The organism is Leptolyngbya sp. AN10 (genome assembly GCF_050565645.1).
Classification (GTDB): Bacteria; Cyanobacteriota; Cyanobacteriia; order Leptolyngbyales; family Leptolyngbyaceae; genus Leptolyngbya.
Map to the genome: position 1 here is coordinate 21407 of NZ_JBNXVP010000048.1, position 15460 is coordinate 36866.

15 protein-coding genes are annotated in these 15460 nt (G+C 45.3%); 4 read left to right on the top strand and 11 right to left on the bottom strand.

Going from position 1 to position 15460, the window contains the following annotated elements; translation table 11 throughout:
- Positions 1–91: 91 nt before the first annotated feature.
- Positions 92–1288, top strand: coding sequence for an RNA-guided endonuclease InsQ/TnpB family protein (locus ACQ4M5_RS35885; protein ID WP_430680583.1), 1197 nt, complete (start codon positions 92–94; stop codon positions 1286–1288).
- 55 nt (positions 1289–1343) lie between these two features.
- Here ACQ4M5_RS35885 and ACQ4M5_RS35890 read toward each other — a convergent pair whose 3' ends face one another.
- The 4 genes from ACQ4M5_RS35890 to ACQ4M5_RS35905 are packed head-to-tail and all read right to left on the bottom strand — an operon-like array spanning position 1344 to position 6667.
- Positions 1344–2015 (bottom strand): hypothetical protein, encoded by a 672-nt coding sequence (locus ACQ4M5_RS35890; RefSeq protein WP_430680584.1) that lies wholly within the window; start codon positions 2013–2015, stop codon positions 1344–1346.
- Positions 2008–4254: a CHASE2 domain-containing protein gene (locus ACQ4M5_RS35895; RefSeq protein ID WP_430680585.1), complete on the bottom strand. Its 2247-nt coding sequence runs from the start codon at positions 4252–4254 to the stop codon at positions 2008–2010. Before ACQ4M5_RS35895 ends, ACQ4M5_RS35890 begins: the two co-directional genes overlap by 8 nt.
- 4 nt (positions 4255–4258) lie before the next feature.
- Positions 4259–5341, bottom strand: coding sequence for a DUF1822 family protein (locus ACQ4M5_RS35900; RefSeq protein ID WP_430680586.1), 1083 nt, complete (start codon positions 5339–5341; stop codon positions 4259–4261).
- Positions 5342–5356: 15 nt separating this feature from the next.
- Positions 5357–6667 (bottom strand): hypothetical protein, encoded by a 1311-nt coding sequence (locus tag ACQ4M5_RS35905; protein WP_430680587.1) that lies wholly within the window; start codon positions 6665–6667, stop codon positions 5357–5359.
- Between the two features lie 183 nt (positions 6668–6850).
- Here ACQ4M5_RS35905 and ACQ4M5_RS35910 point away from each other — a divergent pair, with 183 nt between their 5' ends.
- The 3 genes from ACQ4M5_RS35910 (at position 6851) to ACQ4M5_RS35920 (ending at position 12646) form a co-directional block, all read left to right on the top strand.
- Positions 6851–9598 (top strand): CHAT domain-containing tetratricopeptide repeat protein, encoded by a 2748-nt coding sequence (locus ACQ4M5_RS35910; protein ID WP_430680588.1) that lies wholly within the window; start codon positions 6851–6853, stop codon positions 9596–9598.
- Positions 9595–11637 carry a caspase family protein gene (locus ACQ4M5_RS35915; protein WP_430680589.1) on the top strand — a complete coding sequence of 681 codons (2043 nt, stop codon included), beginning with the start codon at positions 9595–9597 and terminating at the stop codon, positions 11635–11637. The genes ACQ4M5_RS35910 and ACQ4M5_RS35915 overlap by 4 nt, the downstream gene beginning before the upstream one ends.
- Before the next feature lie 182 nt (positions 11638–11819).
- A protein-coding gene (locus ACQ4M5_RS35920) for an IS5 family transposase (RefSeq protein WP_430680577.1) occupies positions 11820–12646 on the top strand; the annotation gives its coding sequence in 2 pieces (ribosomal slippage) (positions 11820–12201 and positions 12201–12646; 828 coding nt in all).
- A gap of 1 nt (position 12647) precedes the next feature.
- Here ACQ4M5_RS35920 and ACQ4M5_RS35925 read toward each other — a convergent pair.
- From ACQ4M5_RS35925 to ACQ4M5_RS35955, 7 genes are all read right to left on the bottom strand, one after another.
- A complete protein-coding gene (locus ACQ4M5_RS35925; RefSeq protein ID WP_430680590.1) occupies positions 12648–12833 on the bottom strand; it encodes a hypothetical protein in 186 nt (61 codons plus the stop codon).
- A gap of 59 nt (positions 12834–12892) precedes the next feature.
- Positions 12893–13120 (bottom strand): hypothetical protein, encoded by a 228-nt coding sequence (locus tag ACQ4M5_RS35930; RefSeq protein WP_430680591.1) that lies wholly within the window; start codon positions 13118–13120, stop codon positions 12893–12895.
- Positions 13121–13167: 47 nt separating this feature from the next.
- Positions 13168–13767 (bottom strand): hypothetical protein, encoded by a 600-nt coding sequence (locus ACQ4M5_RS35935; protein WP_430680592.1) that lies wholly within the window; start codon positions 13765–13767, stop codon positions 13168–13170.
- A gap of 200 nt (positions 13768–13967) precedes the next feature.
- On the bottom strand, positions 13968–14090 hold the full coding sequence (locus tag ACQ4M5_RS35940; RefSeq protein WP_430680593.1) for a hypothetical protein: 123 nt from the start codon (positions 14088–14090) through the stop codon (positions 13968–13970).
- Between the two features lie 79 nt (positions 14091–14169).
- A complete protein-coding gene (locus tag ACQ4M5_RS35945; RefSeq protein ID WP_430680594.1) occupies positions 14170–14415 on the bottom strand; it encodes a hypothetical protein in 246 nt (81 codons plus the stop codon).
- An 86-nt stretch (positions 14416–14501) separates the two neighbouring features.
- Positions 14502–15002, bottom strand: coding sequence for an SDR family NAD(P)-dependent oxidoreductase (locus ACQ4M5_RS35950; protein ID WP_430680595.1), 501 nt, complete (start codon positions 15000–15002; stop codon positions 14502–14504).
- A gap of 52 nt (positions 15003–15054) precedes the next feature.
- Complete coding sequence (locus tag ACQ4M5_RS35955; RefSeq protein ID WP_430680596.1) at positions 15055–15453, bottom strand: nuclear transport factor 2 family protein; 399 nt, start codon at positions 15451–15453, stop codon at positions 15055–15057.
- Positions 15454–15460: the final 7 nt, after the last annotated feature.

Here is a 15460-nt window from a genome sequence, read left to right on the forward strand (position 1 = left end):
TAGGCAAGAAATAACCAATCTCCTAGATATCAACACAAGGACTTTATCAAAACGTCTTACTAATAACTGCAAATTGCAGTAAGATATAGATATGAAACACGCAGTCAAGGTAAGAATTTATCCGACCGACGAGCAAATCGAAGCGCTGTCTAAGGCGTTTGGGTGTGCGAGATGGTTCTGGAATAATTCGCTATCTGAAACCAATCGGCTCTACAAAGAGACGGGTAAAGGCTTATCTCAGCAAGGGATGAATGACCGCTTACCTGCACTCAAGAAAGAGCTTGAATGGTTGGCAGAACCTTACAGCCAAGTGCTGCAAAGCGTGTCTCTCAACTTATCGAGAGCATTTATCAACTTCTTTGAGGGACGAGCATCATTCCCGAACTTCAAATCGAAGCATGGCAAGCAATCGATTCAGTATCCCCAGAACGTCAAAATCACCGATGAAGGTTTGAAACTCCCCAAGATTGGAATTGTTTCAGCTAAGATTCATCGAACGTTTGATGGCAAGCTGAAAACCGTTACCGTATCCCTTACTCCTTCTGGCAAGTATTTTGCGTCGTTGTTATTTGATGACGAGCAACCAGAAGTAGAGAAGTCGATTGACGGCAAAGCGGTGGGGATTGATTTGGGTCTAACTCATTTCGCGATTACGTCTGATGGGTCTAAGTTTGATAATCCCAGAGTGTTGAAAAAGCATTCTCGCAACCTCAAACGGAAACAACAGAAGTTATCACGCAAACAGAAAGGCTCGAATCGTCGCAAGAAAGCACGTCGCATCGTGGCACGAGTTCACGAAAAAATTGCGAATGTGAGAAAAGACTTTCTGCATAAGTTATCGCGCAAAATGGTCAACGAAAACCAAGTGATCTGCGTGGAAAACTTAGCGGTGAAAAACATGGTGAAGAATCACAATTTGGCAAAAGCAATTAACGATGCCAGTTGGAGCGAATTCACCACAATGCTCAAATATAAAGCAGGGAATGACGGGAAAGCCTATCAAGAAGTTGACCGCTTCTTTCCGTCATCCAAGACCTGCTCAGTATGCCTCAATCGAGTTGGAAGCTTACCGCTAGATGTCCGCTCATGGCAGTGTCAGAACTGCGGTACAAAACATGATCGTGATGTCAATGCTGCTATCAACATTCGAGATGAAGGTCTACGAATCTTGGCGTTAGGAACTAGCGCTACTGCCAATGGAGGGAAGGTAAGTCCGAAGGTTGGACGTAAAAAATCCGTATCTAAGGCGCTTCCCCGCGAAATTGGAAGCCTACACCATACTGCGTAGCGGTTGGTGTAGGTAGTTCACCCCTGTAAGTTCAAAGCTGGAAAGTGTTGCGACATTAGCTTCTACGTTGAAAAGATTCGAGGGCTTTTAGTTGAGCGAGTAATTGATCGATCGCGGTTTGTCGCTCTATTGGAGACAAGCTCGATCGATCAATTTCCTGAAACGCATCAGACCAAAGTTCACGTTTTGCAAATACCTCAATTCGTCGCTGTAATTGGTCTAAGGGTTTGAGCTTTTTGTTAATGCGATCGAGTTCTGCTGTAACTTTTTGGCGTTGTACGATCGACAAAGTTTGAAACTCCCAAGCGGTCACAATCTCATCTTTTTGTAGATCAGCATTGCGCTTGAGAAATCTTACAAAATAGGTTTTGCTCGGCTCAAGTTTAACAGCGATCGGAATTGTACCGCCAGATTGAATCGTCTGGCTCCACAGTGAAATGCGTGAACCTGCTTGGAGGATTTCAACGCGATCGGGAAGTTGCTTTGAGGTACGCCAAATTAAGCTTGGTTGCAATGTCCAAAGCTGCTTTGTCCAAATGCCCGGTGAAATCACTTCCCAGTCTCCGCGTCCGCCGCCTCGTTTGCGAGGAATTGGAGTTCGAGAAACAATCCGCTGGAAAAAAGGTTGCCAACCCGATCGCTGCTGAGATTGAGCAGAAAGCAAATTCGCATCCGTGAAGAAAGAAATGGCAAGTAGGCTAGTCAGGATCAAAGTTCGTTTAATCATTAGATTGAGGCTTCGAGGTAACAAGAAATGCAAGATACGTGAGCGCAGGAAGTAAAAATGGAAGTAAGATAGAGTAAGAAATATAGAACTGTAAACTTGCTAAACCATAACTAATCGGAACAATGAAAAACCATTTTTGTTGGTGCTGATTGATTAGAATGATTGTTGCTTTTCCTGCGATCGCAGCAATGATCACGATCCAGAGATCCGGAATTGGGAGAAGCATTCGACGATTCAATAAACTATGAACTAAATAAGCATGAATGGTTCCGCTTGATGTTTTTGCACTTGCGGTGGATTGCCAGAATTTAAATGCAAGTGGGCTGGTAAAGTAGTCTTCTCCAGGTGTGACTCCTGCATCGATTTGACCATCTGGGACAATTAATGCGATCGCATTTGTACGTTCAGTTGTATCTTGATTTCGCAAAAGCTTCCAACTCGGAATTGCCTCATAAACCTGATTTGGCGGAATTGAATAGTCAATCAAAGGATGTAACCAGGTTTGTCCGAAGATTGCAGAGAATTGAGTGATGGGCTGAAAGTATAGGCGCGGATCTCGTCGATCGAGGGCTTGCGGATTGCACAATCGAACCACTTGATAGGCGAAAGGTAACATTTCATTTTGCGCTAGAGTATCGCCAATTACTCTGGCATAGAACGCAGGATCACCAATCAGATCCATATCACCATTGCTTCCGAATTGTTTGAACTCTGGTAATGCTGTGATCCAAGATTGATTTGACTGTAAATCTGGCGTTGCTGCCAATACCAACTGTTTACCAGATTGAATCGCGGTTGAGAGCGATGTTTCTAGAGCGCGATCGCCACTCGGTTGATGTCGAAACAAAAGATAATTGATGCCAATCACTGAGCTTTCTGATTGTGAAATGCGATCGACAACTTTTGCTAAATATCGTCGATCGAGATTTTGTTCGATCAAGCTTACTCTGTCTTTCTGAAGCGATTCTTCATTGATTTGAACGAGTAACACCGGAGAAGATTGAGGTTGAATGCTTTGATTTGTAACTTGGCGATAGATTGCTTGCACGAATTGACGCTGATCAATGAGCGCGCTTTGAACTGGGAGCAGAACACTGAGAGAGGCGAAAACACTAACTGCGATCGCTTCTAAGCATTGTGGCTTCCACGGTTTTAGGCGGGTTTTCCAAGTGGGGGTTGCAAATCGAAAGGGTTTTGCTTGAGGATGAGAAAAGAGCGATGGAATGAGATAGGCGGAAGGATAAGTTAGATTCTTTTCTAGCTTGAGAAACTGACAGGCAGAAAGGGTCGCTTCTTGTGCGTTCTGGTGATTTGATAGATATCTTAAGAAGTGAAGTAGAAAGTCTTTTGCAACATCATCGCGAATCGGTTCGCGCATCACAACGACTTGATTTAGTCCTAAGTTAATCAGTGATTCGGCAATACTGAGACCATTACAAGAATTGAAAATAGCAAACTGTAATCCGCGCTCTTGAGCAATCTTTAGCTGTGGAGCAATCTCGCTGATTAGAATCGAAGTGTTTGGAGCAATACCTAATTCGCCGCCTGTGAGCGTGGATTCGTTGCTGTGTCCGGCGAAGAAGAGAATATCCCAGCCTTTCGGATCAGCGATCGCATTCCGAATTTGTTGCAGTAGCTCAGGAGTTCTTGCCTCTGGTTGCCATCCAATTAACTGAATTTCCGCACGATGATTTAACTGTTGTAAAGCAGCCCGTTCAGCCTCAAAATTGAGACCCGTTTCATCGCCTAGAATTACTAGGATACGATGTTTAGTCCGATGAATTGGTTTCGCTTGTTCGGCACAAAGCGCGAGTGAAGTCCGGATAATCTGGATCGGTTGAGAAGAGCCGAACTCTGCACCAATCTGCCAAGATTCCCAAGGTAATTTAACAATCTCTGGAGAATCGCAGCGAAGATAAAGAACTGAGGTTTTAGTGATTTCGCGTCGAATTTCTAATAGTTCTGCACTGTTCAACCAGTAGTGAAATTCAGCGAGAAAAGCAGCTTCAGCTTGAACGAGCCGAGTTCGCCAATCGATCGCGGGTTGTTGAATGTTGAGAACTAACCCAAGACGAGCGCGTAAGGTTGAACGGTAAAACTGAAGATAAGTACTTTGCCAAGCTTGATAAAGCGTAGTAAGTGTTTCTGGATAGGTCAGCTTTGCACTCAAAGTCTGTGTCTCATTCCAGACTAGTTCAAATAAACACGTTTGCTCGACGCGCCAAATCTTCAATAACATGGCATTAGTCCGGTTGAAATACGATCGGGGCTAAACTCAGAGAATCTGTTGGAGTATGGGTTTCAGGATTGATGCTTCTGAGTGTTAAAGTAAATTTCTCATTCCAGTTTCCAATAATTTGAGCAATCAAATAGGATGATTCTACCCTAGCTGCTTCCTCAATTAATACCGTACTACCTTCTTGAACAATCAACTGAGTCCCTGTCGGTAATGTTGAAGAATCGATCGATTCTAGAATCACCAGCAAAGACCATTCTGGTTCTGAAGTTTCTTCGATCGCCCAGGTCGTGACATAGAGCCGAAAGGTATGATAATTCAGGGTTATCGATCGATAACCCGATTGTGCGGTTGGTGGAATGTGAATGCCAGAGCGTTCGATTTCTGTGAACACAGAAGTTACATCTGCACTAAACGCATCTGCGCGTGTTCTCATTGCCGGAACTAACTCAAGCGAGAACAATGTCCAAGACAATTCATCAATCTGAGTTTGCGCCCATCGAGCGGCATTCACAAGCGGTTGAATTAACCATTGAGGAGAAATTGCTGTGCGAGTTGTTGGCAATGTAACTGCACTAAGTTCTAAACCTGCAAGATACCATAGCAATTGTTCTAAGTTAGTTTCACATAGAGAGATTGGAATCAGACAAGTCTCATCCGCTGAATTTATCGTAAGTCGATCGCCAGGTATAAAAGAATGAAACGCGATTTGATTCGATTCCTCATTAACATTAATCACTACATAAAAATGAGCAGGGTTTTGCAGCAATGAGACTGGGAACTCGATCGTATCTTCCACGTCATCGATCGCAATGAATCCAAGATGGAAGTGATTTGCATACACAGAGTTGATCGCAGCAGGAATACCAGAGCTTGAAGGTTCAATTAGTCGGGCTTGAGAGCGATCGAACTTGATCGGAGTTGAGCGATCAAGTATCCATTGAGTAAAACCCTCTAAGGCAAGCAAGGCAAGATAAGATTGCCATTGAGCGGGCAGATTTGCGATCGTTTGAGTGAATGCGATCGCAGTTCTTACTCGTTCTGGATCGAGGTCAATTGAGGTAGAGGCAGCGTTTAACGGAGTCATCATGATCTGAGGATTGAATCAAGGTAAGTCACGACTGAGCAAAGCACAAAGCTGTTCAGCGAACAAATTATCTTTTTGATAGGCTTTCGGAGTTTTGGATTGTTGAGCATCCTTTTCTAACAGGGCATCGACTTGATCGCGTAACGCTTCATCGATCGTTTCGGCAAATTGGCTCAACCGTTCCGGGTCGGTGAAATTTTGCGCGATCGCTGAGATATCCTGTTTCAGTCGAGTGAGGATATGCAATCCTACATCAGCCCGTAAAGTTTTGAGTTTCAATAATCGCGCAACGTTGTCTTGGCGCTTGAGATCGAGTTGTTCCGCGATTTGCGTCATGGTGATCCGTTGGCAGTAAAGCAAATGGAGCGCAATACGGAATTGGTTGGCTTTCTGCTCCTTTAGGCGACTGGTATAATCGTGAACTACCGTTTCTAGAGCCGCAGTCAAACATTGAACGAATTGAGCGCGGTAGTAATACAAAAATTCTTCTGTTGGATCGGATTCAGTGCTACGAACTGTAAGCTGTTCTGCTTGAATCGGTTTATCTTCGATCGATTCAGTTTCGTAGCGATTTAGACGATGCTGCCGGAGACATTGCGCGATCGCAAGTAATTGTTTTAACACTTGATTTGGGGAAATCGGCTGATTTAGCTTTGTTTGCAGTTGATCAGCGATTCGTTTCAATTGTTCGGAGGTCGGCTCTTTACATCGCCCTTGGCTGCCTTCAGAAATACGATCGCTTAAATAAACCGAGTGATAGCTTTCTAAATAAAGAATTGCAGTCTGGATTGCATTTGCTGACCAGTAGAATCGATCGCTTAAGATTCGCTCTAAACGCTTGGTCGTTGTACTGTTGAGAATCGCCCAATCGCTCTTTAAATATAATCCTTGCTGCTTGAGAAATTGATTGAGATCTGGATGCTGTCTAACCAGTCGAGTCGCCCAAGTGTTGAGAGATGCGATCGCTGGATTGTAACTTGCCAGAATCTTCTGAGACAACGGATGATAGTGACGGTTTAGCATTCCATCATCATCGAGAACATAGCTCAGAACATCAAACTGATTGAATTGATAGTAGTCTCCGAACTGACGTGCGATCGAGCTTGCTTCTTCTAAGGTGCAGTGAGAAATAAAACAACGAAGACACAATTCCGCCTCAGTTGAACCATTTTGATAGTCGCGAATCAGCAACTGCTGTAATCGAGTTGATTCTGTGATTTCAGCGTAGTTTTGCTCGATGTAGTGATGTGCGATCGCGCATTTTTCCGCTCGGTATCCGCCTGCTGGATTGATCCGAACTAAAGTCCAGTACTTCCCTATCTCACTCATCGCCACCTCAATTCCTGCTAATTAGAGAAAAAGATTTTATATTTCCCCGAAGAAGTTATGACATATCGAAGGGATTCTCGGCAAATTTTCCGAATTCCGTAAATTCAGCGAGAAGAATAAAAAATAAGATACCGCAAATAAATTTTCTTCTAAGATGAACTCCGGACGATCGAGGACTGCCCGATGATGCAACGCTCTCTCAATCTTTTAGCGATCGCGCTTCTCTTTTTAGGTACAAATGCACCCTTAACGCAGGCTCAAACAATTGCTCAAACGCAACAAATCGATCGCAAATCAGAAGCTGATCGCTTATCAAAACAAGGGCAGCAACAATACGAAGCTGATCAGCATGAAGCCGCGATCGCATCTTGGGAAGCAGCACTGAAGATTTACCGGGAAATTGGCGATCGACAAGAAGAAGCAAGCATCCTGAATGATCAAGGACGCTCTTACACGCTCTTATCTCGTTACGAAGAAGGAATTCGTGCATTTGATCAAGCACTTTCTATTTTTCAGCAACTCCAGCGGCGCAACGATGCAGCAGTCATCTTAATGAATCGGGGAAGTGCCTATACTGCTTTGTCTCGCCACGAAGATGCGCTTCGGTCTTACGATGAAGCTTTATCGATTGTTCGTGAAATGGGCAATCGCAGTCGTGAAGCAAAAGTTCTGATGAATCGCAGCATTACGTATGCTTACCTCACTCGTAACGATGAAGCGATCGCAGGGTTTGATGCTGCGTTAGCCATTTTCCAAGCTGCAAATGACCGCAACAATGTAGCCACTGCACTAATGAATCGCGGCATTGTCTACAATTCCATCTCTCGTTACGACGAGGCGATCGCAGCGTTCAATCAAGCCTTACCGATCTTTCGAGAACTCAAAAATCGTCGCTCAGAAGCTTCGGCACTCTCTAGTCTGGGAGATACGTATCGTTTCTTATCCCGTTTCGAGGAAGCTTTAACAGTATTCGATCAAGCTTTACCCATCTTGAGAGCGATCAAAGACCGAGGCGGGGAAGCAGGCGTTCTGATGAATCGGGGAGTCGTTTACGATTTGCTCGATCGTAACGATGAAGCGATCGATGCCTACAGTGAGTCTTTAGCGATTTTCCGATCGATTAAAAATCTTCAAGGAGAAGCAGAAGCACTCAGTAACTTAGGAATTATCTATGGTGCATTATTCCGGCATACTGATTCAATTCAGGCTCACACACAAGCACTCTCAATCTATCGATCGATCCGAAACCGCGATGGGGAAGCCTTAACACTCATGAATCGTGGAATTGCTTATGTTGCGGTTTCACGCTACGAAGAAGCAATTCAATCTTATTCAGAAGCTTTAGTCCTTCACCGAGCTATTAAAAATCGGAACGGTGAAGCACAAGTTCTGTTAAATCAGGGGAATGCTTATCAAGCTTTGCGACGCTACGAGGATGCAGTTCGCTCCTACAATGAAGCACTACCAATTTATCGGGCGGTCAGAGATCGCTCTGGGGAAGCACGAGCCTTGTATAATCTGGGTGCTACTTACTTTGAAACAGGTCAATTTGCTCCGGCAGAACAATCTTTGAAAAGCGCGATCGCTGTTTTTGAATCGATTCGACTCGATCGACTTTCTGAAGCAAATAAGATCTCATTCTTCGAGACTCAAGCGGTTAGCTATCGCATCTTACAAGAGGTGATGATTGCGCAGAAAAAATTTGAAGCAGCACTCACGATTTCAGAATGGGGACGAACAAAAGCGTTAGTAGAACGATTAAGTCAACAGTTGCAGCCAACAGATTCACCCTCGCAAGCAGCACCGAGCGTGGATCAACTTCGACAAATTGCGCGATCGCAGAATGCTACTCTCGTTGAATACTCACTCAACGAACGCAAACGAGAACTCTACATCTGGGTTGTTCAGCCGACTGGAGCGATCAACTTTCGACAACTGAAGTTAACTGATGTTCTACCGCAGCAATGTTCTTCGATCGTGCAATTAATCGGGAATGGTCGCGCCTCGATCGGAGTTCGGAGTGCCCAATCCGATTGGCTAATTGTCGATGACGCAACCCAAAAGAATCCCTGTGCCCAGTCTGAGCGAGATGCAAACTTCAGAGCGCTCCACCGATTGCTGATTGAACCGATCGCATCTCTTCTCCCAACTGATCCGAATCAGCATATTGTTTTTATCCCAGATGGAACGCTCTTTTTAGTTCCCTTCGCTGCTCTCAAAGCTGCAAACGGTCAATTCCTAATCGAGCAACATACAATCCGTACTGCTTCTTCGATTCAACTGCTTGATAAAACTCGTGCGCTTAACTCTCGTCCCAAAGGAAACAATGCGCTGATTGTTGGTAATCCGTTAATGCCGATCGATCCAAATTCTACCCAAGCGAAACAACTATCGAATCTACCGAATGCAGAACAAGAAGCTAGAGAGATCGCACCTTTATTCAACACACAAGCAATCACAGGTAAAGCAGGAACGAAACAAACAATCCTTCAGCAAATCTCTGATGCTAGAGTGATTCATTTCGCAACACATGGATCGTTTTCCGATCGCAATGGTTTCAAAAGCTGGTTGGCACTTGCCCCCTCTGAAAATGATAGTGGAATTCTGACGGCTGAAGAAGTCGCGCAACTGAAGTTAAATGCTGATTTAGTGGTCTTGAGTGCTTGTGATACTGGGCGGGGACGAGTGACGGGCGATGGTGTTGTGGGATTATCTCGATCGTTTATTGCCGCAGGTGTTCCGAGCGTGATTGTCTCATTGTGGGCGGTTCCTGACGCTCCTACAGCAGATCTGATGAAGGAATTTTATCAACAATTAAAACAGAATCCTGATAAAGCTCAAGCCCTGAGACAAGCAATGTTAACAACACTGAAAACCCATCCGAATCCGAAAGACTGGGCAGCTTTTACACTGATCGGGGAAGCACAATGAAACGCCGATATTTTCTTCAAACGGCAGCCTTAAACGCCATTTATCTCGCTCAAGCAGAACAGTATCGTCAGGCGTTAGCTCGATCGAGTCCGCGCAAACTTGCACTATTAGTCGGCATCAATAGTTATTTGGAGACTCGCGATCCTTCGGAGCTTCGCGGAGCGAATCGCAGTCTTTCCCCCCTAAACGGCTGCAAAACTGATGTCGAACTCCAACGCGAACTCCTCATTCATCGCTTTGGCTTCAAACCTTCAGATATCAAGATCTTGCTCAACAAAGACGCGACTCGAAACAACATCCTACAAACTTTCGAGACTCATCTAATTCAGCAAGCAAACTTAGATGATATTGTTGTCTTTCACTTCTCAGGACATGGCTCACGAGTGTTCGACTCCGAATCAATTACCTCAGATCGAGCTAACAGTGCTTTCGTTCCTGCGGATTCAGATCATCTCAATCCTGACCAAAGCGTGAATGACATTATGGGCAAGACCTTATTTCTGTTAATGTCAGCCCTGAAAACAGAGAATGTTACCGCTGTTTTTGATTGTTGTTACTCAGGGGGTGGAACTCGCGGAAGTGAACGAGTTCGAGCCGATGCAAGCAATACACTCTATCAACCGAGCAAAGCTGAAATTGACTATCAGAAAAGTTGGATGCGAAAGCTGGGATTGACCCCTGAACAGTTGCGCGATCGCAGAAAGAAAGGTGCGAAAGGTGCAATTCTTGCCGCAGCCACGGCGAAGCAACTTGCAAAAGAAAACGATCTCGCTGATGTGTCTTCTGGCTTATTTACTTACTTTCTCACTCAATATCTTTGGGAATCGGCGGAGAGTTTAACCGACGCGGAAGCAATGATTAAACGTTCTCTGTTCAGTGCTACAGGCTTCCAAGAACCCGTTTTTGATGTTAGACCGGAACTCATGACAAAGCCGATCTACTCCACGGCTCCCATTCATCGATCGGCTCAAGCAGTTGTGCAATCGATTCGGCAAAATCAAGCTACTCTTTGGTTAGGAGGATTAGATAAAAGAACATTAGAATCTTTTGGAACGGGATCAACGTTCTCAACATTAGAAGGAACAGAGACAGTCACGATCGTTGAACGAAAAGGATTAACCGCGATCGCGAAAATTTTCAACAAGCTTCGCCCCGGAACACTACTGAAAGAATCCTCGCGGGTCATTCCAAGAACAATCAAACTACAAATTGGTTTAGATTCATCGCTGGGTAATTCAGTCCCGAAGATTGATCGCATCGAATTTGTCCCAACTCAAAACGGTGCTTATCCCCAATTCGTTCACTATATTCTCAGTCGCGCAACTTCAAACAGCATTGGATTATTCTCACCAAGCTTAGAACAATTTCCTGATTCGTTTGGGCAAGCAGGAGAATCGATTTCAGATGCGATCGTACGTCTGACCCCAAGATTTCAGGGACTTTTCGCTGCTCATCTCATTCGTCAAACCCTTAACCCGACTGCTTCACAGCTAAACATTGAAGTTTCGCTACATCGCCAAAACCAACCGGATCAGATCATTGCTCAATCTAGTACAAATCGAAGTTCAAATGTTCGCAATCAACCGATTCCAGTTAAAACACCCTGTCAATTTCAGATTAAAAATCACGATCGTTCACCCCTTTATCTACTCATTGCCTTAATTAGTCCAAATGGTCGTTTCTCGATCGTTTTTCCGAATGACTACATCAGCGGAGATCTGAGCGGTGAAGTACCTGCAAAAGCAAATCGATTCGTTCCCGATCCCGATCAAGGTGAAACATTTAGAATTGCACCGCCTTTAGTTGGACGAGGTGAAGCTTTAATTGTTGCAAGCCGTAATCCACTCACGAGAACTTACAAACAGCTAAGAACACTAGCAGAAGAATCCAATCGAATGCCGATCTCGATCTCAACTCAGCGGGGGATTGATGCGATCGAGAATCTCCTGTCTGATCTCGATCGCCAATCTAATAGTTCCACTCACAAGATTAGCACTGAAGATGTTGCTACTCTTTCTCTTGCATTCCAAATTATTTAGCGCCCCGCACAACGAACTTTCTGAAGTGCTTCCTCACGAGTTGATTGTTCTCTCAAAGTATTCGCAACTTTCAAGGCTTCAGTCATTTGATTGAGACGAGCATATTAGACCTCCTGCATGAATCCTGAGGGGAGTGCGATCGCCCTGAAAGAAGGGATAAACCCATGCTCAGGAGAACGTCTATGTTTGCTCGGATTCAACACCTACCGCCCAAATCTTTCAAACGCAAGTGCGGGGTGAAGCGTGAAACCTTCGACAAAATGGTGGACATCCTCAAGCCGAAGCTGACGCGCAAAGGCAAACGGGGCGGACAAGGCAAATTTGGAGTGGAAGACCAGTTGCTGATTGCGATGGAATATTGGCGAGAATATCGCACCCAGTTCCACATTGGGCAGAGTTGGGGGATTGATGAGACGACGGTAGGACGTAGGGTTCGCAAGATTGAGGACATTTTGATGCAGTCGGGAGAGTTCCGCTTACCCGGCAAAAAAGCCTTGCACTCGCCCGAAACCCAGCGGAACATTCTGCTGATTGATGTTAGCGAGAGTCCGATTGAACGTCCAAAAAAAAACAACGACTCTACTACAGTGGCAAGCAAAAATGGCATACGCTGAAAGCGCAAGTGGTGGTGGACTATCTGAGTGGACTAATTGTCTGCACCGCGTTTGACCAGGGGCGACGGCATGATTTCCGCATCTTCAAGCAAGCTCAACTACCGACCCAACTTGAACAACTCTGGGTCGCAGACCGAGGCTACCAGGGAATTGCTAAATTTCATGCTTACAGTTGTACGCCCTACAAGAAGTCGCGGCATCAGCCGCTCTCCAAGGAGGAGCGTCAATTTAACCGACAATTAGCCCAAGTTCGGATCACAGTCGAACACACGTTTCGGAAGCTGAAGATTTTTCGCATCCTTGCAGAGCGCTATCGCAACCGTCGTAAGCGTTTTGGGCTGCGCTTCAACTTGATTGCAGGCTTCCTCAACTATGAGTTGACTCATTCAAATTGATTCATGCAGGAGGTCTAATGATTTCCTCAATGGTTTCCTCAATCTCAAGGTCATCGAGTTCTGTTTGCTGCACCCATCGGTGCAAGTCACTATGTCCCACATGAATGCCCGTCAAGGCGAAGAGGTCTAATTCTGCTTGTTGATACGATTCAGTGGCGCTTAAGCGCAAACAGCACTGTCTCAGCATTGGACTGATGCGGGTATAGCGCTCGACCTCTAGGCGTTCGGCTTGTTGCTGATGGAGCGTTAGCTCTCCGATACAGCTTTTGACCTGCCGCGTTCGCTCGCTGACAGTGTGCGTGACTTGCTCGATAAAAAATTTCCGATCTCTGGCGCAACTTCCTTTAATACCTGCTCTCGCACCGTGCGCTCAATGTCTTCAAGACTCTGCATCTCTTGTTCTCTTGCTTCGTAGAGAATACTGGCAGCTTCTCGGATGCAGGCTTTCAGTCGGGCTTGTTGATCTGGAGTCATCAGTTCTACTCCTAAACGGAGAACCTCTTCACTTTATGACATCTGTTTCAGATTTGCACATTTGGGATGCTCCCCCCCAGAGGATTTGGCGGCGCAACGTTTTTAACAGAGTAGTGTCTGATCAGATGAGCAGCCAAGGCGACTGCCATTGATTCTGCATAAAATCGGCTTTCTGCTCCAGAGGTTTGCAATGCGTCTTTCAGGAGCGATCCAATTTGGCTAACAAACGGGTCAGCATTTGAAAAGTGGGGAGCAAGTTCAATCTGACTAGGATCGATCCATTCATGAGCAACGTGAGAAATAAACTCAGGATTAAGAATCAGCACAATCAGATCTAGGGCTTCATTCCAACTAGCCTGGTGAGGTGCATGAGCAGGCACAACCGTAATCTCTCCACGCCCCATCACTAAGCTTTTTTTCTGCCCGTCTAAAGTGCGATCGACGCTGGAGGGTTGCTGATAATGTGCAATGATCACATGCTGTTGAGGACAGTATTCCGAAAATTCATGGGGTGGCAGATGATAGTGACGCAGTAGAACACCTTTCCATCCTGCTGAATGGCTCGAAAGAATCGGTTCATGCTGGAGAATCCGCAACGAGGATTTTTGTTGAAATAAGTCTGTGGATGAGGGATTCTGACGTTGCATGATTCGTCTCTCTTGCCAACCGTATGTGATCGCTAATTCTCGAACCTTGCTCTTATTTCACGAACTTTGAAAATCTTGGCAATTTTTCCATCAGAAAAAAGGTTCAAGACCTGCAAGACGACCTTGGCTTTGAATTCTGCACTGTGTTGACGACGAGTACCTGACATAATGTTGTTCTCCATTGAACAAGAATACTACTCTTAGCCTCTTGTCCGAATTTTGGGCGTCATTTCAGTATTGACGGGAAATTCTGCGATCGTGGTGTTGGGTACGATCGCTTCTGGAGTCTGAGCAAAAATGTCGGCAAGCTGGTAATCAGGCATAGACTTCTTTCTACTAGATGAGTGAATTGAACAACCTTTGGCAAAACAGGTGCGTTGTTGATTGATATCGAGCGATGAGTTATGTCTCAAAGTCGGTGTTAATGCCGATCGCTTCCCAATCATTCAACTCTTGCGTCAATGTTTCGATCTTCTTGCGAAACTTAGTGTAAGCATAGTTGCCTAGTACGAGTCGCAACGGCGGATTCTTAGAGTTCACCGTTTGAATGATGGCTCTTGCTGCTTTTGTCGGATCACCAGGTTGCTTGCCCTCAATTGTGTTGAGAAAATTGAGAAACTTACCGACTGTCGGTTCATACTCTGGCATTGGAGTCGCTCGATCGAGGGATCGCCCAATAAAGTCGGTGCGAAAGGGTCCAGGTTCAACGATCGTAACATTGATGCCAAAGGGAGCTACCTCGCCCCGTAATGCTTCAGATACGCCTCTAGGGCAAATTTTGCACCGCCATAGATGGAGAAGCCGAGTTCATTCGAGAAACCTGCGATCGCAGAGAGATTGAGAATGTGACCGCTTCCTTGCTGACGCATGATCGGCAGTATTGCTCGCATCATGTTAATTGCCCCGAACAAGTTGGTTTCAAAGTTGCGGCGTATTTGCTCTTCAGTGACTTCTTCGAGTGCGCCAATCAATCCATAACCTGCATTGTTGACTAAAACATCAATTTGCCCAAATGCTTGTTGTGCTTGCTGGAGTGCGATTTGAACTTGTTCAGGATTCGTGACATCGAGCGCGATCGCTTTTGCCGTTTCAGGATAGCGATCGACAAGCTCTTGCAATTGTTCGGGTTTGCGGGCGGTTGCAACTAAGCGATCGCCATGATCTAACACCGCTTCTGCTAGTGCCCGACCGAATCCCGTAGAACTGCCAGTAATTAACCAAACTCTTGAAGTCATAATTTATTTTCCCACACTCAATATTGGTGCAAAAGGGTAGCGACGCTAAATCTCAATTACGTAAATAGTGGTGTGGTATCAGTGTAAAGTCGAACTGAAGTAACCAATCCCTCTTCGTTACGATCAGTGAAGGCAACGGGAGGTTGACGGCTTTACCATCGTGACGATTGTAATGATTCAACGCCTCAAGCACAAAAGATGAGTCGCTACCGTAGATGTTCAACAATTCATGTTCTAGGCTTGCAAAGGTTGTCCAATAACTGGCAAGTCCTTGCATCACAGCGTCCTTACCCTCCATTGGAGGCTCATTATTGGATTGTAAGGAACAATCCTGCGCCAAGAATTTGCCGTATGCTTCAATATCCAAAGTATCTAACGCCTTTAAATATTTCAAATACCACTCATACGCTTCAGGCGAAAGCTGATTAGCTCTGAGATTTGTAGTCCTCATCAAACAC

Bases quoted from the DNA above. Each gene is read 5' to 3' on its own strand.
- ACQ4M5_RS35890 (WP_430680584.1), bottom strand. From the start codon at position 2,015: ATGATTAAACGAACTTTGATCCTGACTAGCCTACTTGCCATTTCTTTC.
- ACQ4M5_RS35915 (WP_430680589.1), top strand. From the start codon at position 9,595: ATGAAACGCCGATATTTTCTTCAAACGGCAGCCTTAAACGCCATTTAT.
- ACQ4M5_RS35895 (WP_430680585.1), bottom strand. From the start codon at position 4,254: ATGTTATTGAAGATTTGGCGCGTCGAGCAAACGTGTTTATTTGAACTA.
- ACQ4M5_RS35945 (WP_430680594.1), bottom strand. From the start codon at position 14,415: ATGCCAGAGTATGAACCGACAGTCGGTAAGTTTCTCAATTTTCTCAAC.
- ACQ4M5_RS35935 (WP_430680592.1), bottom strand. From the start codon at position 13,767: ATGCAACGTCAGAATCCCTCATCCACAGACTTATTTCAACAAAAATCC.
- ACQ4M5_RS35900 (WP_430680586.1), bottom strand. From the start codon at position 5,341: ATGATGACTCCGTTAAACGCTGCCTCTACCTCAATTGACCTCGATCCA.
- ACQ4M5_RS35905 (WP_430680587.1), bottom strand. From the start codon at position 6,667: ATGAGTGAGATAGGGAAGTACTGGACTTTAGTTCGGATCAATCCAGCA.
- ACQ4M5_RS35910 (WP_430680588.1), top strand. From the start codon at position 6,851: ATGATGCAACGCTCTCTCAATCTTTTAGCGATCGCGCTTCTCTTTTTA.
- ACQ4M5_RS35955 (WP_430680596.1), bottom strand. From the start codon at position 15,453: ATGAGGACTACAAATCTCAGAGCTAATCAGCTTTCGCCTGAAGCGTAT.
- ACQ4M5_RS35950 (WP_430680595.1), bottom strand. From the start codon at position 15,002: ATGACTTCAAGAGTTTGGTTAATTACTGGCAGTTCTACGGGATTCGGT.
- ACQ4M5_RS35925 (WP_430680590.1), bottom strand. From the start codon at position 12,833: ATGCTGAGACAGTGCTGTTTGCGCTTAAGCGCCACTGAATCGTATCAA.
- ACQ4M5_RS35930 (WP_430680591.1), bottom strand. From the start codon at position 13,120: ATGACTCCAGATCAACAAGCCCGACTGAAAGCCTGCATCCGAGAAGCT.
- ACQ4M5_RS35940 (WP_430680593.1), bottom strand. From the start codon at position 14,090: ATGCCTGATTACCAGCTTGCCGACATTTTTGCTCAGACTCCAGAAGCG.
- ACQ4M5_RS35885 (WP_430680583.1), top strand. From the start codon at position 92: ATGAAACACGCAGTCAAGGTAAGAATTTATCCGACCGACGAGCAAATC.